This is a genomic window from Pseudomonas prosekii (genome assembly GCF_900105155.1).
Classification (GTDB): Bacteria; Pseudomonadota; Gammaproteobacteria; order Pseudomonadales; family Pseudomonadaceae; genus Aquipseudomonas; species Aquipseudomonas prosekii.
In genome coordinates this window covers 2,796,087-2,822,248 of record NZ_LT629762.1, presented here as the reverse complement: position 1 = coordinate 2,822,248, position 26,162 = coordinate 2,796,087, and the positions used below count along the sequence as shown (strand labels likewise).

Annotated in this window: 24 protein-coding genes; 11 read left to right on the top strand and 13 right to left on the bottom strand. The window is 60.5% G+C overall.

Annotation, left to right across the window (positions count from 1 at the left end; genetic code table 11):
* Positions 1-12: 12 nt before the first annotated feature.
* Positions 13-1,116 carry a DNA replication/repair protein RecF gene (gene recF / locus BLU01_RS12740; protein ID WP_008007898.1) on the top strand — a complete coding sequence of 368 codons (1,104 nt, stop codon included), beginning with the start codon at positions 13-15 and terminating at the stop codon, positions 1,114-1,116.
* Between the two features lie 5 nt (positions 1,117-1,121).
* Positions 1,122-3,539, top strand: a complete 2,418-nt coding sequence (gyrB, locus tag BLU01_RS12735; protein ID WP_092275686.1) for a DNA topoisomerase (ATP-hydrolyzing) subunit B — start codon at positions 1,122-1,124, stop codon at positions 3,537-3,539.
* Between the two features lie 89 nt (positions 3,540-3,628).
* On the opposite strand, the gene BLU01_RS12730 is transcribed toward gyrB, so the two are convergent.
* Positions 3,629-4,348, bottom strand: a complete 720-nt coding sequence (locus BLU01_RS12730) for a response regulator transcription factor (RefSeq protein ID WP_092275683.1) — start codon at positions 4,346-4,348, stop codon at positions 3,629-3,631.
* Between the two features lie 176 nt (positions 4,349-4,524).
* Here BLU01_RS12730 and BLU01_RS12725 point away from each other — a divergent pair, with 176 nt between their 5' ends.
* On the top strand, positions 4,525-6,048 hold the full coding sequence (locus BLU01_RS12725) for a sensor histidine kinase (RefSeq protein WP_092275680.1): 1,524 nt from the start codon (positions 4,525-4,527) through the stop codon (positions 6,046-6,048).
* Between the two features lie 170 nt (positions 6,049-6,218).
* On the opposite strand, the gene BLU01_RS12720 is transcribed toward BLU01_RS12725, so the two are convergent.
* From BLU01_RS12720 to glyQ, 4 genes are all read right to left on the bottom strand, one after another.
* Positions 6,219-6,998 (bottom strand): lysophospholipid acyltransferase family protein, encoded by a 780-nt coding sequence (locus tag BLU01_RS12720; RefSeq protein ID WP_092275677.1) that lies wholly within the window; start codon positions 6,996-6,998, stop codon positions 6,219-6,221.
* Positions 6,999-7,079: 81 nt separating this feature from the next.
* The gene (gmhB, locus tag BLU01_RS12715; protein WP_092275674.1) at positions 7,080-7,613 is read right to left on the bottom strand and encodes a D-glycero-beta-D-manno-heptose 1,7-bisphosphate 7-phosphatase; all 534 of its coding nucleotides are present in this window, start codon (positions 7,611-7,613) and stop codon (positions 7,080-7,082) included.
* A gap of 6 nt (positions 7,614-7,619) precedes the next feature.
* A complete protein-coding gene (gene glyS, locus BLU01_RS12710) occupies positions 7,620-9,674 on the bottom strand; it encodes a glycine--tRNA ligase subunit beta (protein WP_092275671.1) in 2,055 nt (684 codons plus the stop codon).
* Positions 9,671-10,624 (bottom strand): glycine--tRNA ligase subunit alpha, encoded by a 954-nt coding sequence (gene glyQ, locus BLU01_RS12705; RefSeq protein ID WP_008155694.1) that lies wholly within the window; start codon positions 10,622-10,624, stop codon positions 9,671-9,673. The genes glyS and glyQ overlap by 4 nt, the downstream gene beginning before the upstream one ends.
* An 81-nt stretch (positions 10,625-10,705) precedes the next feature.
* On the opposite strand from glyQ, the gene tag reads away from it, so the two are divergent.
* From tag to BLU01_RS12690, 3 genes are all read left to right on the top strand, one after another.
* Entirely contained in the window at positions 10,706-11,263 is a 558-nt protein-coding gene (gene tag / locus BLU01_RS12700; protein WP_092275668.1) for a DNA-3-methyladenine glycosylase I, read from the top strand.
* A 41-nt stretch (positions 11,264-11,304) separates the two neighbouring features.
* On the top strand, positions 11,305-12,192 hold the full coding sequence (locus tag BLU01_RS12695) for a lysophospholipid acyltransferase (RefSeq protein WP_092275665.1): 888 nt from the start codon (positions 11,305-11,307) through the stop codon (positions 12,190-12,192).
* A gap of 149 nt (positions 12,193-12,341) precedes the next feature.
* Positions 12,342-12,581: a pilus assembly protein PilZ gene (locus BLU01_RS12690; RefSeq protein ID WP_092275662.1), complete on the top strand. Its 240-nt coding sequence runs from the start codon at positions 12,342-12,344 to the stop codon at positions 12,579-12,581.
* Here BLU01_RS12690 and BLU01_RS12685 read toward each other — a convergent pair whose 3' ends face one another.
* From BLU01_RS12685 to def, 5 genes are all read right to left on the bottom strand, one after another.
* Positions 12,582-12,896 (bottom strand): hypothetical protein, encoded by a 315-nt coding sequence (locus BLU01_RS12685; RefSeq protein ID WP_092275659.1) that lies wholly within the window; start codon positions 12,894-12,896, stop codon positions 12,582-12,584.
* 141 nt (positions 12,897-13,037) lie between these two features.
* Positions 13,038-14,411: a Trk system potassium transporter TrkA gene (gene trkA, locus BLU01_RS12680; RefSeq protein WP_092275656.1), complete on the bottom strand. Its 1,374-nt coding sequence runs from the start codon at positions 14,409-14,411 to the stop codon at positions 13,038-13,040.
* Between the two features lie 24 nt (positions 14,412-14,435).
* The gene (gene rsmB, locus BLU01_RS12675; protein ID WP_092275653.1) at positions 14,436-15,746 is read right to left on the bottom strand and encodes a 16S rRNA (cytosine(967)-C(5))-methyltransferase RsmB; all 1,311 of its coding nucleotides are present in this window, start codon (positions 15,744-15,746) and stop codon (positions 14,436-14,438) included.
* Positions 15,743-16,702, bottom strand: coding sequence for a methionyl-tRNA formyltransferase (fmt, locus tag BLU01_RS12670; RefSeq protein WP_092275650.1), 960 nt, complete (start codon positions 16,700-16,702; stop codon positions 15,743-15,745). The genes rsmB and fmt overlap by 4 nt, the downstream gene beginning before the upstream one ends.
* Before the next feature lie 70 nt (positions 16,703-16,772).
* Entirely contained in the window at positions 16,773-17,279 is a 507-nt protein-coding gene (gene def, locus BLU01_RS12665) for a peptide deformylase (protein WP_092275647.1), read from the bottom strand.
* Between the two features lie 156 nt (positions 17,280-17,435).
* Here def and BLU01_RS12660 point away from each other — a divergent pair, with 156 nt between their 5' ends.
* The 3 genes from BLU01_RS12660 (at position 17,436) to BLU01_RS12650 (ending at position 20,253) form a co-directional block, all read left to right on the top strand.
* A complete protein-coding gene (locus BLU01_RS12660; RefSeq protein WP_092275644.1) occupies positions 17,436-18,461 on the top strand; it encodes a LysM peptidoglycan-binding domain-containing protein in 1,026 nt (341 codons plus the stop codon).
* 79 nt (positions 18,462-18,540) lie between these two features.
* The gene (gene dprA, locus BLU01_RS12655; RefSeq protein ID WP_092275641.1) at positions 18,541-19,641 is read left to right on the top strand and encodes a DNA-processing protein DprA; all 1,101 of its coding nucleotides are present in this window, start codon (positions 18,541-18,543) and stop codon (positions 19,639-19,641) included.
* Positions 19,642-19,695: 54 nt separating this feature from the next.
* Positions 19,696-20,253 (top strand): L-threonylcarbamoyladenylate synthase, encoded by a 558-nt coding sequence (locus BLU01_RS12650; protein ID WP_092275638.1) that lies wholly within the window; start codon positions 19,696-19,698, stop codon positions 20,251-20,253.
* Positions 20,254-20,351: 98 nt separating this feature from the next.
* On the opposite strand, the gene BLU01_RS12645 is transcribed toward BLU01_RS12650, so the two are convergent.
* Positions 20,352-21,329, bottom strand: coding sequence for an NADPH:quinone reductase (locus tag BLU01_RS12645; RefSeq protein ID WP_092275635.1), 978 nt, complete (start codon positions 21,327-21,329; stop codon positions 20,352-20,354).
* Between the two features lie 165 nt (positions 21,330-21,494).
* Between BLU01_RS12645 and hemF the strand changes: the two genes are divergently transcribed.
* Positions 21,495-22,409, top strand: coding sequence for an oxygen-dependent coproporphyrinogen oxidase (gene hemF, locus BLU01_RS12640; protein ID WP_092275632.1), 915 nt, complete (start codon positions 21,495-21,497; stop codon positions 22,407-22,409).
* A gap of 13 nt (positions 22,410-22,422) precedes the next feature.
* Complete coding sequence (aroE, locus tag BLU01_RS12635) at positions 22,423-23,244, top strand: shikimate dehydrogenase (protein ID WP_092275628.1); 822 nt, start codon at positions 22,423-22,425, stop codon at positions 23,242-23,244.
* A 116-nt stretch (positions 23,245-23,360) separates the two neighbouring features.
* Here the strand turns inward: aroE and BLU01_RS12630 are convergent, their stop codons facing one another.
* Positions 23,361-24,929, bottom strand: coding sequence for a SulP family inorganic anion transporter (locus BLU01_RS12630; protein WP_092275625.1), 1,569 nt, complete (start codon positions 24,927-24,929; stop codon positions 23,361-23,363).
* A 311-nt stretch (positions 24,930-25,240) separates the two neighbouring features.
* Complete coding sequence (gene choX / locus BLU01_RS12625) at positions 25,241-26,161, bottom strand: choline ABC transporter substrate-binding protein (protein WP_092275622.1); 921 nt, start codon at positions 26,159-26,161, stop codon at positions 25,241-25,243.
* Position 26,162: the final 1 nt, after the last annotated feature.

Genomic DNA, 26,162 nt, shown 5'->3' with positions numbered 1-26,162 from the left:
AGCAGAAGCTAGATGTCCTTAAGTCGCGTCTCGGTCACCGCGGTGCGCAATCTGCACCCGGTGACCTTCTCCCCCTCTCCCCGAATCAACATTCTTTACGGCGCCAACGGCAGCGGCAAAACCAGTGTTCTGGAAGCCATACACCTGCTGGGGCTTGCCCGTTCGTTTCGCAGCAGCCGTCTGTTACCGGTCATTCAATATGAGCAACTGGCGTGCACCGTGTTTGGTCAGGTTGAATTGGCTGAGGGCGGGCACAGCGCGTTGGGGATTTCCCGGGACCGCCAAGGTGAGTTCCAGATACGCATCGACGGCCAGAATGCGCGCAGCGCTGCGCAACTGGCGGAAATCCTGCCACTGCAGTTGATCAACCCCGACAGCTTCCGGCTGTTGGAGGGTGCGCCGAAGATTCGTCGGCAGTTTCTCGATTGGGGTGTGTTCCACGTGGAACCACGTTTCATGTCCACTTGGCAGCGCTTGCAGAAGGCCCTGCGCCAGAGAAACTCTTGGCTGCGGCATGGTACACTTGACGCCGTTTCGCAAGCGGTTTGGGACAGGGAACTGTGCCAAGCCAGCGCAGAAATTGATGAATACCGCCGCGCCTATATCAAAGCCTTGAAACCTGTCTTTGAACAGACCTTGAGCGAACTGGTTGAGCTTGAGGGTTTGACGCTCAGCTATTACCGGGGTTGGGACAAGGACCGCGAACTGAGTGCAGTGCTCGCCGGGTCCCTGCAACGGGATCAGCAAATGGGCCACACCCAGGCCGGACCACAACGCGCTGACTTGCGTCTTAGATTGGGCGCACACAACGCCGCGGACATCTTGTCCCGGGGTCAGCAAAAGTTGGTGGTTTGCGCATTGCGGATTGCCCAAGGGCACCTGGTTAGCCAGGCCCGACGCGGCCAGTGTATTTATCTGGTGGATGACTTGCCGTCCGAACTCGACGAGCACCACCGCCGCGCGCTTTGCCGCTTGCTGGAAGACTTACGCTGCCAAGTGTTTATCACTTGTGTAGATCACGAATTATTGAGGGAAGGCTGGCAGACGGAAACGCCAGTCGCTCTGTTCCACGTGGAACAGGGCCGTATCACCCAGACCCACGACCATCGGGAGTGAAGGCATTGAGCGAAGAAAATACGTACGACTCAACGAGCATTAAAGTGCTGAAAGGCCTGGATGCCGTACGCAAACGTCCCGGTATGTACATTGGTGACACCGACGATGGCAGCGGTCTGCACCACATGGTGTTCGAAGTGGTCGATAACTCGATCGACGAAGCTCTCGCCGGCCACTGCGACGACATCAGCATCATCATCCACCCGGATGAATCCATCACCGTTCGCGACAACGGTCGTGGCATCCCGGTAGACGTGCACAAAGAAGAAGGCGTCTCGGCGGCCGAGGTCATCATGACCGTGCTGCACGCCGGCGGTAAATTCGATGACAACTCCTACAAAGTTTCTGGCGGCCTGCACGGCGTAGGCGTTTCGGTTGTGAACGCGCTGTCCGAAGAGCTGATCCTGACCGTTCGCCGCAGCGGCAAGATCTGGGAACAGACCTACGTCCACGGTGTTCCGCAAGAACCGATGAAAATCGTCGGCGAAAGCGAAACCACCGGTACCCAGATTCACTTCAAGCCATCCGACCTGACCTTCAAGAATATCCACTTCAGCTGGGACATCCTGGCCAAGCGCATTCGTGAACTGTCCTTCCTCAACTCCGGTGTCGGCATCGTCCTCAAGGATGAGCGCAGCGGCAAGGAAGAACTGTTCAAGTACGAAGGTGGTCTGCGTGCGTTCGTTGAATACCTGAACACCAACAAGACTCCGGTCAACCAGGTGTTTCACTTCAACATCCAGCGTGAAGACGGCATCGGCGTGGAAATCGCCCTGCAGTGGAACGACAGCTTCAACGAGAACCTGTTGTGTTTCACCAACAACATTCCTCAGCGCGATGGCGGTACTCACCTGGTGGGTTTCCGTTCCGCACTGACGCGTAACCTCAACACCTACATCGAAGCGGAAGGTCTGGCGAAGAAGCACAAAGTCGCCACCACCGGTGACGATGCCCGTGAAGGCCTGACCGCAATTATCTCGGTGAAAGTGCCGGATCCGAAGTTCAGCTCCCAGACCAAAGACAAGCTGGTTTCTTCCGAAGTGAAGACCGCGGTCGAACAGGAAATGGGCAAGTACTTCTCTGACTTCCTGCTGGAAAACCCGAACGAAGCCAAACTGGTCGTCGGCAAGATGATCGACGCCGCGCGTGCTCGTGAAGCGGCGCGCAAGGCCCGTGAGATGACCCGTCGCAAAGGCGCGCTGGATATCGCCGGCCTGCCGGGCAAACTGGCTGACTGCCAGGAAAAAGACCCTGCCCTTTCCGAACTGTACCTCGTGGAAGGTGACTCTGCTGGCGGCTCCGCCAAGCAGGGACGCAACCGTCGCACCCAGGCGATCCTGCCGCTCAAAGGCAAGATCCTCAACGTCGAGAAAGCACGTTTCGACAAGATGATCTCTTCGCAGGAAGTGGGCACCTTGATCACCGCGCTGGGCTGTGGCATTGGCCGCGACGAGTACAACATCGACAAGCTGCGTTATCACAACATCATCATCATGACCGATGCTGACGTCGACGGTTCGCACATCCGCACCCTGCTGCTGACCTTCTTCTTCCGTCAGTTGCCGGAGCTGATCGAGCGCGGCTACATCTACATCGCCCAGCCGCCGCTGTACAAGGTCAAGAAAGGCAAGCAAGAGCAATACATCAAAGACGACGACGCCATGGAAGAGTACATGACGCAGTCGGCCCTGGAAGATGCGAGCCTGCACTTGAACGAAGACGCCCCGGGCATCTCCGGCGAAGCGCTTGAGCGCCTGGTGAACGACTTCCGTCTGGTGATGAAGACCCTCAAGCGTCTGTCGCGCCTGTACCCACAGGAACTGACCGAGCACTTCATCTACCTGCCAGCGGTCAGCATGGAGCAACTGTCTGATCACGCCGCCATGCAAGACTGGATGGCCCGCTTTGAGACTCGCCTGCGTACCGGCGAGAAGTCTGGCCTGGTTTACAAAGCCAGCCTGCGTGAAGACCGTGAACGTAACGTCTGGCTGCCAGAGGTCGAACTGATCTCCCACGGCCTGTCGAACTACATCACCTTCAACCGCGACTTCTTCGGCAGCAACGATTACAAAACCGTGGTTTCGCTGGGCGCTCAACTGAGCACCCTGCTCGACGACGGCGCGTACATCCAGCGCGGCGAACGCAAGAAGCCAGTCACCGAGTTCAAAGAAGCGCTCGAATGGCTGATGGCTGAAAGCACCAAGCGTCACACCATTCAGCGCTACAAAGGTCTGGGCGAAATGAACCCGGATCAGCTCTGGGAAACCACCATGGACCCAGCCCAGCGCCGCATGCTCAAAGTGACCATCGAAGACGCCATTGGCGCGGACCAGATCTTCAACACCCTGATGGGTGATGCGGTCGAACCTCGTCGTGACTTCATCGAAAGCAATGCGTTGGCGGTTTCCAACCTGGATTTCTGATTCGGGCAGCCCATCGCAAACCAAAAGGCCAACGCATCAGCGTTGGCCTTTTTATTTGGCTTGAGAAAATAACCCAGTCGCTGCTCCCCTCACCCGCCAACCACCCCCACACTCTCCAACCGATACCCATACCCATAAATCGTCAACAGCTGCCAACCGCGATCCGCCGTCAAACCCAGCTTATTGCGCAGTCGATAAATGTGCGTGTCCAGTGGCCGCGAGGAGACCATTTCTTCATGGCTCCAAAACCGTCCATATAGATATTCCCGCGACAGCGGCCGACCCAGGTTGGTGAACAGACACCGCGCCAGTCGATATTCCCGCTCGGTCATGCCGATTGGCGTACCCGCGCGGGTGACGGTTTGTTCGGCGTCGTCGAATACCAGGTCGTTGAAGTTGAGCACTTCGCCGGTGCTGGCGCGTTGTTGGCTGTGTCGGCGCAGAACGGCGGCGACCCGGGCTTTCAGTTCGTTGGGGCGGAAGGGTTTGCTGACGTAATCGTCGGCGCCGGCATTCAGTGCCTGGACGATATCGCTTTCGGCGTCGCGGCTGGTGAGCATGATCGCGGGGGGCGGGGCGTCCATGTGTTCACGGGTCCAGCGCAGAAGCGCGAGGCCGCTGAGGTCGGGCAGTTGCCAGTCCAGGACCAGCAGGTCAAAAGTTTCCCGACGCAGTTGCCGCAGCAGGTCTTCGCCACGCTCGAAACTGTGCAGCGTCCAGGCGTGCTCGCCCGGCTCGGCCATTTGCCGCAGCGTCTGCTCCACCCGGCGCAATTCGGCGGGTTCATCGTCCAGTATCGCAACACGCATGTGCGGTAATTCCTTGATGGCCGGTTGGCGATAGACGATACCGCCTCGGCCGAATGAGCGAAAGTAAGCAACGCCCCGTTGGTCGTCGTCCGCTATGATTCTGCAAATCCAATCTGCCAATCAGACCAGTGACTTATGACGCTAATTCACCCTCCCCTGCACTATCAGTCATTTTTATGACCAATCAACGCCGCCACGAAAGTCGCGAGCCGACCCAGGTTCAGCGCCTGTTCCGGCAATTGGTTCGGGAATGGCTGTGGATCAGTCTGATTCTGCTGCCGCTGACGGCCTTGCTTTCATTGAGCGCGCAGTCCGGCAAACACGAAGCGTTGGGCGCGCTGTTGTCGGTCATTCTCGTGGCTTGCGTGCTTGGTTTGCTATTGCTGCGCCCGCGTCTGGCGCTGTGGATAACCTTGGGCGGTATGGGCTGCACATTGCTGGTCAGTGCTTTTCTGGCCGAGCAACGTTGGTGGTGGTCGCCCACCGCGAGTCTGTTCGGCATGCTCTTCGGTTACCTGATCTGGAACTGGCGGCGCCTGAGCGTGGTGCTGACCTATTTCGGCTGGGAGTTGGCGCGGCTGGATAACGAACCCAAGGTCTTTCCGGAACGTCGTCGTGCGCAATTTCCGACTGGCGACCGTTTGCAGGGCCAAGTCATGGCACTTGAACAAGCCATGAGCCGGACCCGCGATACCCGGCGCTTCATCGCCGATGGCCTGGAGTATCTGCCGGTGGCCACGCTGATCAGCGATCCCCAAGGCCGGATCCTGCTCGGCAACCGCAACGCGCGAGATTTGTTCGGCGGCGATCTGGTCGGTGATGAGGTGCTTGAGCGGTTGGCTCAACTCGGTCATCCCGAGTTGCTCAGCGGTTCACGGCCAGCGTTGGCGAACCTGGCGACAGTTGAGTTCAGAGACATTCAGGGCCGGAGCTTGCGTCTGGAACGCGCGGCATTACTGCCGGTCGATGGCGAAACGCCGATCGGCTGGCTGCTGAGCCTGACCGACCTGAGTGTCGAGCGCGATGCCGAAGAGCAACGGGGCGTGCTGCTGCGCTTTTTGTCCCACGACCTGCGTGCACCACATTCGGCGATCCTCGCCCTGCTCGACGTGCACCGTCAGCAGATGGGTGGCGACACGCCGTTGTTCGAGCAGATTGAACGCCAAGTGCGTCGGGCGCTCGACCTCACGGACGGTTTCGTGCAATTGGCCAGGGCCGAGTCTGAGGCTTATCAGTTCGTGCCCAGCCTGTTTGCGATGGTGGTGCTGGATGTCTTCGATCAAGCGCTGAGCATCGCGCAGCTGAAAAGCATCGAGCTCGTCCATGATCTGCAGGACGAGGCGCAGGAAAGCCTGATCATGGCCGATCAAGGTTTGCTGACCCGGGCGTTGTTCAACTTGGTGGAAAACGCCATCAAGTACAGCGCCAGCGGCACGCTGATCCGTTTGCAGGTTCGCTGCGTCGATGGCTGGTTGATTTGTGAGCTGATCGATCAGGGCAAAGGCATCGGCGCCGAAGAGCTGCCGGAGTTGTTCAGCCAATACCGGCGCTTCTCGTCCGCTCAGGGCATTGATGGTATTGGCCTGGGATTGTCGATGGTCAAAGCAGTGGTCGATCGCCACGGCGGTCGCATTGAGTGCGCCAGCGAGATTGGCAAAGGCACGCGTTTCAGTCTGCATTTCCCTCTGATCGAGGAGTAAATCGCGGGCATAAAAAAACCGGCTATATCAGCCGGTTTTTTTACGTCCGAAAAAACTTATGCACCTTTTCCGGCGTTTTATGAGCTTAGGAAATATGTATATAAATCATAAGCCTACAAGCATAAATGGCTGTTTTCGGAAGAAACGGTACACAGGTTATCCACAGAATCTCAGACAGCCACTTGATCGGTTTCAACCGGGGTTTGTGGCGCCGGTGGCAGCGAGCCCATGTCGCGCTGCATTTGTTCGTTCCAGGCCTGGACCCGGTCGTTCAGCGCAGCCACGGCGCGCGGCCCCGTGCCCTCGGCGTACATCGGTTCGCCGATGATCACGGTGATCACACCCTGCTTCTTTGCCCAACCGGTTTTCGGCCAAAACTTGCCGGCATTGTGTGCAATCGGCAGCACCGGAAGCGCCGCGTTGACCGCCAAAGCGCTGCCACCGCGCGAGAACTTGCCGACAGTGCCGTACGGCACGCGCGTACCTTCCGGAAAGATCAGCACCCAAACGCCGTCCTTGAGTAACTCGTCGCCCTTCTTCGCCACATGCTTGAGCGCAGCTTTCGGGTTATCGCGGTCGATGGCGATCGGTCGCAGCATCGCCATGGCCCAGCCGAAAAACGGCACGAACAGCAAAGAGCGTTTGAGCACTTGGCTCAGCGGTTCGAAATAGGCCGAGAGGAAAAACGTTTCCCAGGTGCTCTGGTGATTCGACTGAATCACGCAGGGGCGCTCGGGCACATTCTCCGCGCCTTTGATTTCGTAGCTGATGCCCAGAAAAACCTTGCTCAGCCACAGTGCGCAGCGGCACCAGTACACGTTGATAAAACGATAACGCGCCTTGAACGGCAGAAACGGCGCGATAAAAAAGCTCAGGCTGCACCAGAGCAAAGAGCTGGTGCCCAGCAACAGATAAAAGAGGAAAGTTCTGATGGCCTGCAGTATCGACATGGTGACGTTTACCGTGCGGGCTCTGCCCGTCTATATAAAGCGCAATCCCGATCAATCCTTGGTCAGGAATCTCGAAACGCTCTAATTGTGGATAAGTTCTGCGGCAATCGCCGCCAGATCGTCAAAAATCAAGGTGCCTACCGGCAGGGTCTTGCCCTGAGTCTTTTCGCCTTTTCCGGTTTTAACTAAAACTGGCTGAGAATCGACGGCTTTGGCGGCTTCCAGGTCACCGAGAGAATCGCCGACGAACCATAAGTTTGTCAGCGACACGTTGTAATGAGCGGCAATGGTTTTCAACATCCCGGGTTTTGGCTTGCGGCAATCGCAGCCATCGTCTGGCCCGTGCGGGCAATAGACGATCAGCCCGACCTCGCCGCCCTGCTCCGCTACAAGCGAGCGCAAGCGCTCGTGCATGGCGTCCAGGGTGGCGATGTCGTAATAGCCGCGAGCGATGCCCGACTGGTTGGTAGCGATGGCTACCGTCCAGCCGGCCTTGCTCAACTGCGCGATGGCTTCGATCGAGCCGGGGAGCGGAATCCACTCCTGCACCGACTTGATGTAAGCGTCGGAGTCGTAATTGATCACCCCGTCCCGATCGAGAATCAGCAGTTTCAAACAGTCTTACCCCAGCAGCGAAATGTCGGCAACGCCGAGGAACAGCCCACGCAGACGCGACAGCAAGGCATAACGGTTGGCGCGCACGTTGGCGTCGTCGGCGTTGACCATGACGGCTTCGAAGAACGCATCGACCGGCTCGCGCAAGGCCGCCAGGCGAGCCAGCGATTCGCTGTACTGACGCGCCACCGCCATTGGCTGGACAGCTTGGTCAGCCTGCTGGATCGCCGAATACAGCGAGAACTCGTTGGCGTTGTCGAAGTACTTGGCTTCGACCACCGCCGGCACCGAGCCTTCGAACTTGCTCAGCAGGTTCGAAACGCGCTTGTTCACTGCGGCCAGTGCTGCAGCTTCCGGCAACTGACGGAAAGCTTGCACCGCTTGCACGCGCTGATCGAAGTCCAGCGCCGAACCCGGCTTCAAGGCACGTACCGACAGATAAGTCGCAACATCGACGCCTTCGTCTTCGTAACGTGCACGCAGACGGTCGAAGATGAATTCCAGCACCGAATCGTTGAGGCCCGCCGCTTTGATCTTGCCGCCGAACGCCGATACCGCAAATGCGACTGCGTCGTTGAGGTCGAGCTCAAGCTTCTTCTCGATCAGGATGCGCAGCACGCCGAGGGCTGCACGGCGCAGGGCATACGGGTCTTTGCTGCCGGTTGGCAACATGCCGATACCGAAGATCCCAACCAGCGTGTCGAGTTTGTCAGCGATTGCCACGGCCGCACCGGTCAGGGTGGTCGGCAGTTCAGCGCCAGCGCCGCGCGGCATGTACTGCTCGTTCAGCGCCAGTGCGACTTCTTCCGGCTCGCCGTCATTCAGCGCGTAGTAGTAACCGGCAACACCTTGCATCTCCGGGAACTCGCCAACCATTTCGGTCGACAGGTCGCATTTCGACAGCAGGCCGGCGCGCGAGGCCCAGGCTGCGTTGCCGCCAATGCGCTGAGCGATGAACGCGGCGAGTTTGGAAACGCGTTCGGCTTTGTCGTAGACGCTGCCGAGTTTTTCCTGGAACACCACGTTCTGCAGGCGCAGGTTGAAGTCTTCGAGTTTCTGCTTCTTGTCTTGCTTGAAGAAGAACTCGGCGTCGGTCAGGCGTGGGCGAACCACTTTCTCGTTACCGGCGATGATCTGCTGCGGGTCTTTGCTTTCGATGTTGGCCACGGTAATGAAACGTGGCAGCAACTTGCCGTCGGCATCCAGCAGGCAGAAATACTTCTGGTTGTCCTGCATGGTGGTGATCAGCGCTTCTTGCGGCACGTCGAGGAAGCGTTCCTCGAACGAGCACACCAGCGGCACCGGCCATTCAACCAGCGCAGTCACTTCGTCGAGCAAGGCTGGCGGCACGATGGCCGTGCCTTCCTGCATCGTCGCCAGTTCTTCGGTGCGTTTGCTGATCAGTGCGCGACGCTCGTTGGCGTCGGCCAGCACGTAGGCGCCACGCAGGTCGGCCAGGTAGTTGGCCGGCGCGGTGATGCGCACGCTTTGCGGGTGATGGAAGCGGTGACCACGGGAATCGCGGCCGGACTTCTGTGCGAGGATCGTGCAATCGATGACCTGGTCCCCGAGCAACATCACCAGCCATTGGGTCGGACGGACGAATTCTTCTTTGCGCGCACCCCAGCGCATGCGCTTGGGGATTGGCAGGTCGTTCAGCGAATCTTCAACGATGGTCGGCAGCAGGCTCGCGGTCGGTTTGCCGGCGATGCTCTGGCTGTAACGCAGTTTCGGACCGCTCTGATCGATTTCGCTCAGGTCGACGCCGCACTTCTTGGCGAAACCCAGGGCAGCCTGGGTCGGGTTGCCGTCGGCATCGAACGCAGCCTGACGCGGCGGGCCGTCGAGGTTGATGCTGCGATCCGGTTGCTGGGTGGCCAGCGCGGTAATCAGCACAGCCAGACGACGTGGCGCGGCGTAGACAGTTTTGGCTTCGTAGCTCAGGCCAGCGGCTTGCAAGCCTTTGTCGATACCGGCGAGGAACGCGTCGGCCAGGGTGTTCAGGGCTTTAGGCGGCAGTTCTTCGGTGCCCAATTCAACCAGGAAATCCAGAGCACTCATTGTGCAGCCTCCAGCTTAGCCAACACTTCATCACGCAGATCCGGGGTCGCCATCGGGAAGCCCAGCTTGGCGCGCGCCAGCAGGTAGGCTTGCGCAACGGAACGCGCCAGAGTGCGCACGCGCAGAATGTATTGCTGACGCGCAGTCACCGAGATTGCCCGGCGCGCATCCAGCAGGTTGAAGGTGTGGGACGCCTTCAAGACCATTTCGTAGCTCGGCAACGGCAGCGGCTGGTCGAGTTCGATCAGGCGCTTGGCTTCGCTTTCGTAGAAATCGAACAGCTCGAACAGTTTCTCGACGTTGGCGTGTTCGAAGTTGTAAGTCGATTGCTCGACTTCGTTCTGGTGGAACACGTCGCCGTAGGTGACTTTGCCCATCGGGCCGTCAGCCCACACCAGGTCGTAGACCGAATCCACGCCTTGCAGGTACATCGCCAGACGTTCCAGACCGTAGGTGATCTCGCCGGTCACCGGGTAGCACTCGATGCCGCCCGCTTGCTGGAAGTAAGTGAATTGCGTCACTTCCATGCCGTTGAGCCAGACTTCCCAGCCCAGACCCCAGGCGCCCAGTGTCGGCGATTCCCAGTTGTCTTCGACGAAGCGGATGTCGTGGACCAATGGGTCCAGGCCAACGTGCTTGAGAGAGCCCAGGTACAGTTCCTGGAAGTTGTCCGGGTTCGGCTTCAGGACTACCTGAAACTGGTAGTAGTGCTGCAGACGGTTCGGGTTTTCGCCGTAGCGGCCGTCAGTCGGGCGACGACTGGGCTGCACATAAGCGGCGTTCCAGGTTTCCGGGCCGATGGCGCGCAGAAACGTGGCTGTGTGGAAAGTGCCGGCGCCTACTTCCATATCGTAGGGCTGAAGTACCACGCAACCTTGCTCGGCCCAGTATTGCTGGAGGGCGAGGATCAAGTCTTGGAAGGTACGCACGGCTGGCGTAGGCTGGCTCACGAAATTCACCTGTTTCTTGGGCTGCGATTTAAAGAGCGGGAGTATACCCGATTCGTTGCTGCGCACGCCCCCTGGAGCCTTATGCCACGCTGCTTTTGGTGTTCCGAAGATCCGCTGTACATGGCATATCACGATCAAGAGTGGGGCACGCCGCTACGCGATGCGCAGGGATTGTTCGAGTTGCTTTTGCTCGAAGGGTTCCAGGCCGGCCTCTCATGGATCACCGTGTTGCGCAAACGCGAGCGCTACCGCGAGGTGCTGTTCGGCTTCGACGTGCAGCGCGTGGCGCAGATGAGCGATGCGGAAATCGATGAATTGATGCTCGACCCCGGGATCATCCGCAACCGCCTCAAACTCAATGCCGCCCGGCGTAATGCCCAGGCCTGGCTGGCGCTGGAAGATCCGGTGGGGTTTCTCTGGTCGTTCGTCGATGGCAAGCCTGTGATCAATCATTTCAAGGATCGCAGCGAAGTGCCGGCCGTAACGCCGACTGCCGTGGAAATGAGCAAAGGCCTGAAGAAGGCCGGTTTCACGTTCGTCGGCCCGACCATTTGCTACGCGCTGATGCAGGCCTCGGGCATGGTCATGGACCACACCCAGGATTGCGATCGCTACGCGACGCTGGCGAACGGCGGTTAGAATGGCCGCCTTCGGACACCGCACAAGATCAGGAGTGACCTGTGGATAAGTTTAAAGGCGCCTTGCTGGTAGGCGCTCTGCGGCTGTTTGCCCTGCTCCCGTGGCGAGCCGTGCAGGCAGTCGGCGCAGCCATTGGCTGGATGATGTGGAAAACCCCCAACCGTTCCCGCGACGTGGTGCGGATCAACCTGGCCAAGTGCTTCCCGGACATGGACCCGGCCGAACGCGAGCGCCTGGTCGGCCAGAGTCTGAAAGACATCGGCAAGTCCCTCACCGAAAGCGCTTGCGCGTGGATCTGGCCGGCTCAGCGTTCGATTGATCTGGTGCGCGAAGTCGAAGGCCTCGATGTGTTGAAAGATGCCTTGGCGTCCGGCAAAGGCGTGGTCGGCATCACCAGCCACCTCGGCAACTGGGAAGTGTTGAACCACTTCTATTGCAGCCAGTGCAAACCGATCATTTTCTATCGTCCACCGAAGTTGAAAGCTGTCGACGATTTGCTCCGCAAGCAGCGCGTGCAGTTGGGCAACCGCGTGGCGGCCTCGACCAAGGAAGGCATCCTCAGTGTCATCAAGGAAGTGCGCAAGGGTGGTGCAGTGGGCATTCCCGCTGACCCGGAACCGGCCGAATCCGCCGGGATCTTCGTGCCGTTCTTCGCCACGCAAGCGCTGACCAGCAAGTTTGTGCCGAACATGCTCGCGGGCGGCAAAGCGGTCGGGGTGTTCCTGCATGCGCTGCGTTTGCCTGACGGCTCTGGCTACAAAGTGATTCTCGAAGCGGCGCCGGAAGCCATGTACAGCACGGATACCGAGACCTCCTGCGCGGCGATGAGCCAAGTGGTCGAGCGTTATGTGCGGGCTTATCCGAGCCAGTACATGTGGAGCATGAAGCGTTTCAAAAAACGTCCACCGGGCGAAGAACGCTGGTATTGAAGAACTTGGCACACTCTGTGGATAACCCAAACCTGTAGGAGCGAGGCTTGCCCGCGAAGGCGTCCTTATGAACGCCAACAGCTTCGCGGGCAAGCCTCGCTCCTACACGGTCCGGGTTATCCACAATTGTTCACGCAAGGGCGCAGAAGATGTCCGAACACCGCAAGTCATTCCGCATCAAGATCAGCCACGAGAGTTTCGGCGAGTGTCTGGGACAGACCCGCAATCTCTCGACCACTGGCGTTTACGTGCAGCATCCGCGCCTGTCGGCATTGCCCACCGGCGCTGTGGTTTATGGGCAGGTGCAGGATTTACCCACAGGTGCGCCGCGAGTGCGCATGGAAGTGGTGCTGGTGGATGCCGAAGGGATTGGCCTGCGGTATCTCTGATCAGAGCGCCTGACGGTCGAGTTTTTTCAGGAAAACCGTCATTTCCTTTTCCGCTTGTTTGTCGCCGTGCGCGCGGGCGGCTTCCACGCCTTGCTCCCACGCCTGCCGCGCGGCGGCGTGATCGGCGAGCGCCAAGTGTGCCTTGCCCAGCAGCTTCCACGCCGCCGAATATTTCGCATCGAAATCGACGCAACGGCGGAAATGCTCGGCAGCCTTGGCGTTCTCTCCCAAATCCAGATAACCCTTGCCGAGACCAAAGCGCAGCAATGCGTTATCCACACCCTTGGCGAGCATTTTTTCCAGTGACTCGAGCATGGTTGGCACCTTCAGGTTATGTGGAAAGGTTGAGATTGCCTTCGCGGGCAAGCCTCGCTCCTACAGGTTATGAGTCGTTCGCATAATGTGTGTACGACTCGACCTGTAGGAGCGAGGCTTGCCCGCGAAGAGGCCTTCGGGTCAGAAAAAGCTCAACCCCACATGAAACAGCTTCTCCACATCGCGAATATGCTTCTTGTCCACAAGGAACAGAATCACATGGTCGCCCGCCGCAATTACTGTGTCGTCGTGGGCGATGATCACGTGTTCATCGCGAATAATCGCGCCAATCGTGGTCCCCGGAGGCAAGCCGATATTGCCGATGGCCTTGCCAATCACCTTGCTCGACTTCGCATCGCCATGGGCAATCGCCTCGATGGCTTCCGCCGCACCGCGCCGCAGTGAGTGCACGCTGACGATATCGCCACGGCGCACGTGCGCCAGCAACGTGCCGATGGTCGCCAGTTGCGGGCTGATGGCGATATCGATGTCGCCACCCTGGATCAAATCCACGTAAGCCGGGTTGTTGATGATCGTCATCACCTTCTTCGCGCCCAGCCGTTTGGCCAGCAGCGAGGACATGATGTTGGCTTCGTCATCGTTGGTCAGTGCGAGGAAGATATCGGCGTCGGCGATGTTCTCTTCCAGCAACAAATCGCGGTCCGAAGCGCTGCCCTGCAACACCACAGTGCTGTCGAGCGTGTCCGAGAGATAACGGCAGCGCGCCGGGTTCATCTCGATGATTTTCACCTGATAACGGCTTTCGATGGCCTCGGCCAAGCGCTCGCCAATCTGCCCGCCGCCGGCAATCACAATGCGTTTGTAGGTTTCATCGAGGCGGCGCATTTCGCTCATCACCGCACGAATATTCGCCTTGGCGGCGATGAAAAATACCTCGTCGTCCGCCTCGATCACCGTATCGCCCTGCGGCAGGATCGGCCGATCGCGGCGAAAAATCGCCGCTACGCGGGTTTCGACATTCGGCATGTGCTCGCGCAATTGCCGCAGTTGCTGACCGACCAGCGGCCCGCCGTAATAGGCTTTTACCGCGACCAGTTGCGCTTTGCCTTCGGCGAAGTCGATCACCTGCAACGCGCCGGGATGCTCGATCAGGCGCTTGATGTAATTGGTCACGACTTGTTCCGGGCTGATCAGCACATCGACCGGAATCGCTTCGTTGTTGAACAGACCGCCGCGCGTCAGGTACGCCGCTTCGCGTACCCGGGCGATTTTGGTCGGGGTGTGGAACAAGGTGTGGGCGACTTGGCAGGCGACCATGTTGGTTTCGTCACTGTTGGTCACCGCGACCAGCATGTCGGCGTCGTCGGCGCCGGCCTGGCGCAGCACTGTCGGGAACGACGCGCGGCCCTGCACGGTGCGGATATCGAGACGGTCGCCGAGGTCGCGCAGGCGTTCGGCATCGGTGTCGACCACGGTAATGTCGTTGGCTTCGCTGGCCAAATGTTCCGCCAGCGAACCGCCGACCTGCCCTGCGCCAAGGATGATGATTTTCATCCGGTCACTCCCTTGAAAATCCGGTTAACCGCGCGCGGCGGCAATCTTGATCAGTTTGGCGTAGTAGAACCCGTCATGCCCGCCCTGCTGGGCCAGCAATTGGCGACCATGCGTTTGCTTGAGCCCGGCCGTGGTCGCGAGGTCCAGCTCCCGCGCGCCCGGCGTGCGGGCGAGGAAGGCTGCGATGACTTCGGTGTTTTCGGTCGGCAGCGTCGAGCACGTCGCGTAAAGCAGAATGCCGCCGACTTCGAGCGTCAGCCACATCGCGTCGAGCAATTCGCCTTGCAGCACCGCGAGCGCGGCGATGTCGTCGGGCTGGCGGGTCAACTTGATGTCCGGGTGACGCCGGATCACCCCGGTCGCCGAGCATGGCGCGTCGAGCAGGATGCGCTGGAACGGTTTGCCGTCCCACCAGGTCGCGGTGTCGCGGCCATCGGCAGCGATCAATTCGGCGCTCAGGCCCAGGCGCGCGAGGTTTTCGCGGACGCGCACCAGGCGTTTCGCTTCGAGGTCCACCGCCACCACGCCGGCCAGCGCAGGCTCGGCTTCGAGGATGTGGCAAGTCTTGCCGCCGGGCGCGCAGCAGGCGTCGAGCACGCGTTGGCCCGGCGCGAGGTCGAGCAAATCAGCGGCCAATTGCGCGGCTTCGTCCTGCACGCTGATCCAGCCTTCCGCGAAGCCCGGCAAGCTGCGCACGTCGGCGGCGGCGTCGAGGATGATGCCGTCGCGGCTATAGACGCACGGGTTGGCGCCGATGCCCGCTTCGCTGAGCAACGCGAGGTACGCGTCATGGCTCTGATGACGACGGTTAACCCGCAGAATCATCGGCGGATGCGCGTTGTTCGCCGCACAAATGGCTTCCCACTGCTCCGGCCAGAACGCTTTCAGGGATTTTTGCAGCCAGCGCGGATGCGCGGTGCGCACTACCGGATCGTGTTCCAGCTCGGCCAGCAGCGCTTCGCTTTCGCGTTGCGCGCGACGCAGCACGGCGTTGAGCAAGGCCTTGGCCCAGGGCTTTTTCAGCTTGTCGGCGCAACCCACGGTTTCGCCAATGGCGGCGTGCGCCGGGACGCGGGTGTAGAGCAATTGATAGAGCCCGACCAGCAACAACGCCTCGACATCGGCGTCCGCTGCTTTGAACGGTTTCTGCAGCAACTTGGCCGCCAGCGCCGAGAGACGTGGCTGCCAACGCGCGGTGCCAAACGCCAGGTCTTGAGTAAAGCCGCGATCGCGGTCTTCAACCTTGTCCATTTGCGTCGGCAACGAGCTGTTGAGCGAGGCTTTGCCGTTGAGGACAGCGGCGAGTGCCTTGGCGGCGGCCAGACGCGGATTCATTGAGCGTCCGCCACTTGGCCGAGCACGGTGCCGACGGCGAATTTCTCGCGGCGGCTGTTGAATAAGTCGCTGAAGTTCAGCGCCTTGCCGCCGGGCAATTGCAGACGGGTCAGGCACAGCGCCTGTTCACCGCACGCGACGATCAAACCGTCCTTGCTGGCGCTGAGGATTTGCCCCGCTGCGCCCTGCCCTTCGGCGAGTTTTGCCGCCAGTACTTTCAGCGCTTCGCCGTTCAGCGTGCTGTGGGTGATCGGCCAGGGATTGAAGGCGCGGACCAGACGTTCCAGCTCAACCGCCGGACGGCTCCAGTCGATGCGCGCTTCATCCTTGTTCAATTTGTGTGCATACGTGGCGAGGCTGTCGTCCTGCACTTCGCCTTCCAACGTACCCGCAGCGAGGCCGGCAATCGCCTGCAGCACCGCTGGCGGACCGATTTCGGCCAAACGATCGTGCAGGCTGCCGCCGGTGTCTTCGCCGGTGATCGGCGTGCTGACTTTGAGCAGCATCGGCCCGGTGTCGAGGCCCAGTTCCATGCGCATCACGGTCACGCCGCTTTCGCTGTCGCCCGCCTCAACGGCGCGCTGGATCGGCGCCGCACCGCGCCAGCGTGGCAGCAGCGAGGCGTGGCTGTTGATGCAACCGAGGCGCGGAATGTCCAGCACCACTTGCGGCAGGATCAGGCCGTAGGCGACCACCACCAGCAAATCCGGCTTCAGCGCGGCCAGTTCAGCCTGGGCGTCGGCGTTGCGCAGGGTCGGCGGTTGCAGCACCGGGATGTTGTTTTCCAGAGCCAGTTGCTTGACCGGGCTCGGCATCAGTTTTTGCCCACGGCCCGCCGGACGGTCCGGCTGGGTGTAGACCGCGACGATCTCGTAAGGGCTGGCGAGCAGGGCCTTGATGTGTTCGGCGGCGAATTCCGGGGTGCCGGCAAAGACGATGCGCAGTGGCTCAGTCATGGAAGCTCTCGATTACAAAGCAGTCTGAAAAGAAAAAGGCTTGCCGCAGCAAGCCTTTGAAAGGAGGGCATCAAGCGTTCTGGCGATGGAGCTTTTCCAGTTTCTTCTTGATTCGGTCGCGCTTGAGGTTGGACAGGTAATCGACGAACAACTTGCCGTTAAGGTGGTCGCATTCGTGCTGGATGCACACCGCGAGCAGGCCTTCGGCGATCAGTTCATACGGTTTGCCATCGCGGTCCAGGGCCTTGATTTTGACCTTCTGCGGGCGATCGACGTTTTCGTAGAAGCCTGGCACCGAGAGGCAGCCTTCCTGATATTGCTCCATCTCGTCGGTCAGGGTTTCGAACTCGGGGTTGATGAACACCCGAGGCTCGCTACGGTCTTCGGAAAGGTCCATCACGACGATACGTTTGTGCACGTTGACCTGGGTCGCGGCGAGGCCGATGCCTGGCGCTTCATACATTGTTTCAAACATGTCATCGACCAACTGACGCACTTCGTCGTCCACTACGGCCACAGGTTTGGCGATAGTGCGCAGGCGCGAGTCGGGAAATTCGAGGATGTCTAAAATGGCCATAAGCTTAATTGCTGCACATGTGAGGTAAAGTCGGGTCGATGGCCTGGCGGGTCCGAGGATGCAGGCTACCGTTGTAAAACGTAGCTTCTTTTGAAGAAGCGAGCCACGGGGGCTCTGGCGTTTTACGCGAACGCACATAATAAAGGGATTCACCGCATGAGGAAATCACTACTCGCCTTGCTCCTTCTGGCCTCGGCTGGTTTGGCGCACGGGCAAGTGCAACTCAGGGAAGGTTTTCCGCAGCAATACACAGTGGTACAGGGCGACACACTTTGGGACATCTCCGGCAAATTCCTTCGTGAACCGTGGAAATGGCCCGAACTCTGGCAGGTCAATCCACAGATCCAGAACCCCAATCTGATCTATCCCGGCGACTTGCTGACCCTGACTTACGTCGACGGCCAGCCGCGCCTGACGCTCAATCGCGGCACATCGCGCGGCACCATCAAGCTCTCGCCGCGTGTGCGCAGCAGCCCGGTGGCCGATGCGATCCCGAGCATTCCGCTGCAATCGATCAACAGTTTTCTGCTGAGCAACCGCATCGTCGACAAGGTCGAGGACTTCGACACCGCGCCTTACATCGTCGCCGGCGATGCCGAACGAGTGCTCAGCGGCACTGGCGACCGGATCTTCGCGCGCGGGCATTTCGACCCGAATCAGCCGGTTTACGGGATCTTCCGCCAAGGCAAGGTCTACACCGATCCGCAGACCAAGGAATTTCTCGGGATCAACGCCGACGACATCGGCGGCGGCGAAATTGTCGCCACCGAAGGTGATGTCGCGACGCTGGCGCTGCAACGCACTACCCAGGAAGTGCGCCTCGGCGACCGTTTGTTCAGCGGCGAAGAACGCGCGATCAATTCGACGTTCATGCCCAGCGCACCGAAAACGCCGATCGACGGCTTGATCATCGATGTGCCGCGCGGCGTCACGCAGATTGGCGCGATGGACGTGGTTACGCTGAACAAGGGCCAGCGCGACGGTTTGGCCGAAGGCAATGTGCTGGTGGTGATGAAAACCGGCGAAACCGTACGTGATCGCGTGACCGGTCAGCCGCTGAAAATTCCCGACGAACGTTCAGGTCTGCTGATGGTTTTCCGCACTTACGACAAGCTCAGTTATGGCTTGGTCCTGACCGCGTCGCGCTCGCTGGCGGTGATGGACAAGGTGCGCAATCCTTAGCAGGCTTCACAAGTTACCAACAGAGTTATCCACAGCTTATTCCCGGTTCGACGGGGCTCATAACGATCAAGGATGATCCATGACTATCGCTGTTGCTGCACCGGTTTCGCCTGCGGAACTGGAAGCTCGTCTACGCCTGCACCGCTTGCCCGATCTGGGCCCGGTGCGTTTCAAGAAACTGCTCGAAGCCTTCGGCTCGGCCTCCAAAGCCATCAGCGCACCGGCCAGTGCCTGGCGCTCGCTGGGCTTGCCGGCAAGCTGCGCCGAGGCGCGGCGCGCGGAGGATATTCGCGACGGCGCCTATCACGCATTGGCCTGGCTAGAGCGTCCGGGCCAGCATTTGCTGATGTGGGACCAACCGGACTACCCGGCGCTGCTCGCGGAAATCAGCGATGCGCCGCCGCTGCTGTTCGTCGCTGGCGACCCCGGCATCCTCGATAAACCGCAACTGGCGATGGTTGGCAGCCGCCGCGCTTCGAGACCGGGAATGGACACGGCGGCGGCGTTTTCACGAAGTCTGGCCGGTGCCGGTTTTGTCATCACCAGCGGCTTGGCGCTCGGCATCGACGCCGCCGCGCACCAAGGCGCTTTGGACGTTGGCGGGCAAACGGTAGGGGTGCTTGGCACGGGACTTGAAAAGTTTTATCCACAGCGCAATCGCCGCCTCGCCGACGCGATGATTGCCAGCGGCAGCGCGGTGCTTTCCGAATTCCCTTTGGACGCCGGCCCGACCGCCAGCAACTTCCCCCGGCGCAACCGGATCATCAGCGGTCTGTCGCTCGGCGTGCTCGTGGTCGAAGCCAGCGTCGCCAGTGGTTCGCTGATTACTGCGCGGCTGGCGGCGGAACAGGGGCGCGAGGTTTATGCGATTCCGGGCTCGATTCATCACCCCGGCGCCAAGGGTTGCCATCAACTGATCCGCGACGGCGCGATGTTGGTGGAAACCATCGAGCACATCCTCGAAGCCTTGCGCGGCTGGCAGCAATTGCCATTGGCCATCAACGCTGCGCCGGCGATTCATCCGTTGCTGATGCTGCTGCACGCGGCGCCGCACACCAGTGAAGCGCTGGCGCACAGCAGCGGTTGGGCGCTGCCGAAAGTGCTGGTGGCGCTGACCGAACTGGAAATGGATGGCCGGGCGGTGTGCGAAAGCGGTCGCTGGTTTGCGCGGGTGAGCTAGGTTTTATAAGGAGAATCGGTAAACTGCGCAGAGCCTTATTCCGGAGAGTTTTTCATGGTCAACAGTTGGCGTGTGCAGCAAGCCGCGCAAGCAATTCGCGCAGGAGCGGTAATCGCCTACCCGACCGAAGCCGTCTGGGGTCTGGGTTGCGACCCGTGGGATGAAGAAGCGGTGGCGCGTTTGTTGATGATCAAGGGGCGGGCGGTGGATAAGGGCCTGATCCTGGTGGCCGACAACATTCGCCAGTTCGACTTCCTCTTCGAAGACTTTCCCGAGCTGTGGATGGACCGCATGGCCAGCACTTGGCCGGGGCCGAACACTTGGCTGGTGCCGCACCAGAACCAGTTGCCGCAATGGATTACCGGGGTGCACGAAACCGTGGCGCTGCGCGTCAGCGATCATCCGCTGGTGCGCGATTTGTGCGCATTGGTCGGGCCGCTGGTGTCGACATCCGCCAACCCGCAGGGCCGCCCGGCAGCGCGCACGCGGATTCGCGTCGAGCAGTATTTCCGTGGGCAGATTGATGGGGTGTTGGGCGGCAATCTCGGTGGGCGCAAGAACCCGAGCGTGATCCGCGATCTGGCGACCGGGAATGTGGTACGCCCGGGCTGAGACCGCATTGAGCCTATCGCGAGCAAGCTCGCTCTCACAGGAGATTTGTGATCAACACATAATCCATGTGGGAGCGAGCTTGCTCGCGATGGCGTCCGTCAAGGCAACAAAACCGTCGAACCCGTCGTGCGCCGCGCCGACAATTCGCTCTGCGCCTTCGCCGCATCGGCCAGCGAATACTTCTGGCTGATGTCGACTTTCAGCTTGCCGCTGCTGATCATTTCGAACAGCTCATCGGCCATGCGCTGCAGGTTTTCGGCGTTGTTCGCATAAGTCGCCAGGGTCGGCCGGGTCACGTACAGCGAACCCTTCGCCGCGAGAATCCCCAGGTTGACCCCGTCCACCGCGCCCGACGCATTACCAAAACTCACCACCAGACCGCGCTGCTGCACGCTGTCCAGCGACGTCAGCCAAGTGTCCTTGCCGACGCCGTCGTAGACCACCGGGACTTTTTTCCCGTCGGTCAATTCCAGCACCCGTTGTGCGACGTTTTCGTGGCTGTAATCAATCGTTTCCCACGCGCCGTTGGCCTTCGCCAGCGCGGCTTTCTCGGCTGAACTGACCGTGCCGATCAGCTTCACGCCCAACGCCTTGGCCCACTGGCACGCGAGGGAACCGACGCCGCCCGCCGCCGCGTGGAACAGAATGGTTTCGCCGCCCTTGAGTTCATAGGTCTGGCGCAACAGGTACTGCACGGTGAGGCCCTTGAGCATCACCCCGGCGGCTTGTTCGAAGCTGATGGCGTCCGGCAACGCCACCAAGTTGGCTTCTGGCAACACGTGGATTTCACTGTAGGCGCCCAACGGACCGCTGCCGTAAGCGACGCGGTCGCCGACCTTGAAGCGGGTCACTTCGCTGCCCACCGCTTCGACAATCCCCGCGCCTTCGGAGCCCAGGCCCGACGGCAAGGCTGGCAGCGGATAGAGGCCGCTGCGGTAATAAGTGTCGATGAAGTTAAGACCAATGGCCTTGTTGGCGACGCGCACTTGCTGCGGGCCGGGCTCGGCGGGTTGGTAATCGACATACTCGAGCACTTCGGGGCCGCCATGGGCGCGGATCTGGATACGCTTAGCCATTTGCCTTCTCCATTCGTCGTCGTTGTGAAGCTGCCTATCGGACTCCTTAGCTTGATCTTCGTCAACTGCGGCGTGCCCGCGTGCAATGTTATGCTACGCGCCCATTTGCGCCGGCCCCCGCTCCCATGGAGCGCCGCGTAGTTTTGCCCGATTCAAGGTGATGACATGACGACCCGCACCGACGCCGTAAAAGCCTACCTGCTTGACCTGCAAGATCGCATTTGCGCCGCTCTGGAAACCGAGGACGGCGGCACGCGTTTCGTCGAAGACGCCTGGGCCCGCCCCGCCGGCGGTGGCGGTCGGACCCGCGTGATCGAAAACGGCACGGTGATCGAAAAGGGCGGCGTCAACTTTTCCCACGTCTTTGGCAGCGGTCTCCCACCGTCCGCCAGCGCCCATCGGCCGGAACTGGCCGGGCGCGGTTTCGAAGCCCTCGGCGTGTCGCTGGTGATTCACCCGCACAACCCGCATGTGCCGACGTCTCACGCCAACGTGCGCTTTTTCATCGCCGAAAAAGAAGGTGAAGAGGCCGTGTGGTGGTTCGGCGGCGGCTTCGACCTGACGCCGTATTACGGCAATGAAGAAGACTGCATCCACTGGCATCGCATCGCCGAACAGGCCTGCGCGCCGTTCGGGGCCGACGTCTACCCGCGCTACAAAGCCTGGTGCGACAGCTATTTCCACATCAAGCATCGCCACGAACCGCGCGGCATCGGCGGGCTGTTTTTCGACGATTTGAACGAGTGGGATTTCGACACCAGTTTCGCGTTCATGCGCGCCATCGGCGACGCGTTCATCGACGCTTATCTGCCGATCGTGCAGCGGCGCAAGCATGCTGCGTTCACCGCGCAACAGCGTGAGTTCCAGGAATTCCGCCGTGGCCGTTACGTCGAATTCAACCTGGTTTACGACCGTGGCACGCTGTTCGGTCTGCAATCGGGCGGACGCACCGAGTCGATCCTCATGTCGCTGCCGCCGCAAGTGCGCTGGGGCTACGACTGGAAAGCCGAGCCGGGCAGCGAAGAAGCGCGGCTGACCGAGTACTTCCTGCAAGATCGCGATTGGCTGGCTGAGGCCTGAACGAGGGAATCTGATGGATCGTTATGTTGTTTTCGGTAACCCGATTGGCCACAGCAAGTCGCCGATGATCCATCGTCTGTTTGCCGAGCAGACCGGCGAACAGTTGGACTACAGCACCTCACTGGCGCCGCTCGACGACTTTTCCGACTTCGCCAAGGCATTTTTCGTCGAAGGTCGTGGCGCTAATGTCACCGTGCCGTTCAAGGAAGACGCTTATCGTTTGGCCGACAGCCTGACCGCCCGCGCGCAACGGGCGGGCGCGGTGAACACGTTGAGCAAACTCGCCGACGGCTCGCTGCTCGGCGATAACACCGACGGCGCCGGGCTGGTGCGCGATCTGACGGTGAACGCCGGGTTCAGCCTCACGGGCAAACGCATTCTTGTGCTGGGTGCCGGCGGCGCGGTGCGCGGGGCGTTGGAACCGTTGCTGGCGGAACAACCGGCGTCGCTGATCATCGCCAATCGCACGGTGGAAAAAGCCGAATTGCTTGCGCAATTGTTTGCCGATCTGGGGCCGGTTTCTGCGAGTGGTTTTGATTGGTTGCAGGAGCCGGTTGACCTGATTATCAACGCGACGTCCGCCAGCCTGTCAGGCGATGTACCGCCGATTGCCGGAAGTCTGGTCGAGCCGGGTCGGACGGTGTGCTACGACATGATGTACGGCAAAGAGCCGACCTCGTTCTGCTGCTGGGCCCGGGAACAAGGCGCGGCAGTGGCGATGGACGGTTTGGGCATGCTCGCCGAACAAGCGGCGGAAGCGTTCTTCGTGTGGCGCGGCGTACGCCCCGACACCGCGCCGGTGCTGGCCGAACTGCGCCGACAACTGGCCGCATAACCCTGCCCTTGTAGGAGCGAGGCTTGCCCGCCAAGAGGCCGTGTCATTCGATAGAGATGTCGGCTGAAATATCGCCTTCGCGGGCAAGCCTCGCTCCTACAAGGAGTGGTGGTAATTCAGTCCTCAAACCGGATCGGGCATTTGTCCGGGCCTTCCAACTTGCGCAGTTCCTCCACCACCGGTGGTCGCGCCCCGCGCAGGGTCAGGCTGCGATTCTGTTTGAGCAGCCGCCGCGCTTCCTGGTGCAACATCTCCACTCCTGAATAGTCGATGAAGTTGATGTGCTGCGCCTCGATCACCACGCGGGCGCCGTGCATCCGCTGCAGGCGCACTTGCAGGTAATGGCTGGCGCCGAAGAAGATTGAACCGCCGACACGCAAAATATCTTCATCGCCATCGCGCCAGTGCTGCACGCGCGGCTGCGACGTGCGTTTGAGGTAGAAAAACAGCGACGCCAGCACCCCGGCGTAAATCGCCGTTTGCAATTCCAGCAGCAACGTCGCGACACAGGTCAGCGCCATCACCACAAATTCGGCGCGGCTGACCCGTAGCAAGGCACGAATGGCGCGGTGGTCGACCAATCCCCATGCGATCAACAGAATGCTCCCGGCCATCGCCGGGATCGGAATGTGCGCGATCAAACCCGCGCCGAAAATCGCAAACAACGCCACCCATAACGCCGAAAACACCCCGGCCAGCGGCGAGCAGGCGCCCGCCTCGTAGCTCAGACCCGAACGCGTGAATGAACCGGCGGACAGCGAGCCGGAAAAGAACGCCCCGACAATGTTCGATAAACCCTGGGCGCGGACTTCCTGATTGGCGTCGAGCAATTGCTGCGAGCGCGCCGACAACGAGCGGGCAATCGACAGGCTTGTCACCAGCCCGAGCATGCCCACCGCGACCGCGCTCGGCAGCAGACGCAGGATCAATTCCAGGTCCAGCGGCACCGCGCTGAAGGGCGGTAAACGCCCGACAAATGCGCTGACCAGATGCACGTGGCCAAACATCGACGGCCACAGCCACACCAGCAAACCGCTCAGCACCAGCGTGAGCAACAACGTCGGCCAGCGCGGCAGAAGCATTTTCAGCACGATGCCGACGCCAACTGTGGCGATCCCCAACACTAACGAAGGTTTATCCACAGCCCCAAGGTGGGTGATCAGGGTCATCAGGCTGTTGAGCGCCGTGGCTTCGTTCGGCAGGTCGAGACCGAGCAGATTCGGCATCTGCCCGATGGCAATCACCACGGCGGCGCCGAGGGTGAAACCGAGCACCACCGAATGCGACACGAAATTCACTAATGCGCCGAAGCGCAGCAGACCCAGCAACCACTGGAAAATACCCGCCAGCAGCGTCAGCAACAGGATCAGCGTGATGTAGTCCTGCGACGCGGGCACGGCCAGTGGGCTGACGCTGGCGTAGAGGACGATGGAAATCGCCGCTGTAGGACCGCAGATCAGGTGCCACGACGAGCCCCACAAACAAGCGATCAACACCGGAATGATCGCCGCGTACAAGCCGTATTCCGGTGGCAACCCGGCGATCAGGGCGTAGGCGATGGATTGTGGCAGCGCGAGAATCGCGCCACTGAGGCCAACGATCGCATCGCGGCCAACGCTGGCGCGGGTCTGGCGCGGCAGCCAGCTCAGAAAAGGAAAGAGTGAATGGCGGCTGGGGAATGCCATGGGTCCTCTCGGGTGGGAGTTTGCGCAAGGGTAGCAGGGTGAGAGGGGTATCAGTTGGACCGCCCCCTCACCCTAACCCTCTCCCCAGAGGGGCGAGGGGACTGACCGTGTTGTTCTCTGGAGCTACATCGACCTGAAAGCCTGAGTCGAACTCAGGATTCGAAAGGCGCAGCCGTATAGATCTGAATGTCCGAGCCGAACTCAGGATTTGAAAAGCGTGGAGATCTGCTCCCTTTCCCCCTCTCCCCTCTGGGGAGAGGGCTGGGGTGAGGGGGCGATCTCCAGCCATACCAAAATCCAGGATCACCCAATCAAAGCTTGGCCTTCACCGCCCCCAGCGCGTCTTTGCCATCCAGCGTTTTCACGCCGTCCAGCCACTTGTCGAGCACCGCCGGGTTGGCCTTGATCCACGCCTTGGCCGCTTCGGCGTTGCTGATTTTCTTGTTCACCACCTCAGCCATGATGCTGTTTTCCATGTCCTGGGTGAAACTCAGGTTGGTCAGCAGTTTGCCAACGTTCGGGCACGCCTGTGCATAACCTTTGCGGGTCAATGTATAAACGCTGCCGGTGTCGCCGAAGTACTTCTCGCCACCCTTCAGATAATGCATTTTCAGTTGCACGTTCATCGGGTGCGGCGTCCAGCCGAGGAAGGTCACGAACTTCTGTTTCTTAACCGCGCGGGACACTTCTGCCAGCATCGCCTGCTCGCTGGACTCGACCAGTTTCCATTGGCCGAGCTCGAAATCGTTCTTTTTGATGATGTCCTGCAGCGAAATATTCGCCGGCGCGCCAGAGCCGATGCCGTAGATCTTCTTGTCGAACTTGTCGGCGAATTTGTTCAAATCGGCGAAATCATGCACGCCGGCGTCCCAGACGTAATCCGGCACGGCCAGGGTGAACTCGGTGCCGTCGAGGTTTTTCGCCAGTTGCGTGACATCGCCATTCGCCACGAACTTGTCGTAGAAGCCCTGCTGCGCCGGCATCCAGTTACCCAAAAAAACGTCGACCTGGCCGTCCTTGAGCCCGCCAAAGGTGATCGGCACGGCGAGCGTATCGATTTTGGCCTTGTAGCCCATGCCGTCCAGCAGAAACCCGGTGATGGCGTTGGTGGCGGCGATGTCGCTCCAACCCGGGTCAGCCATTTTCACCGTCTCGCAGCTCTGATCAGCAAACGCCGAAGCGCTGCCCAGAGCCAGCAGCCCGACCGTCACGACTGTGGATAACGTTTGCATG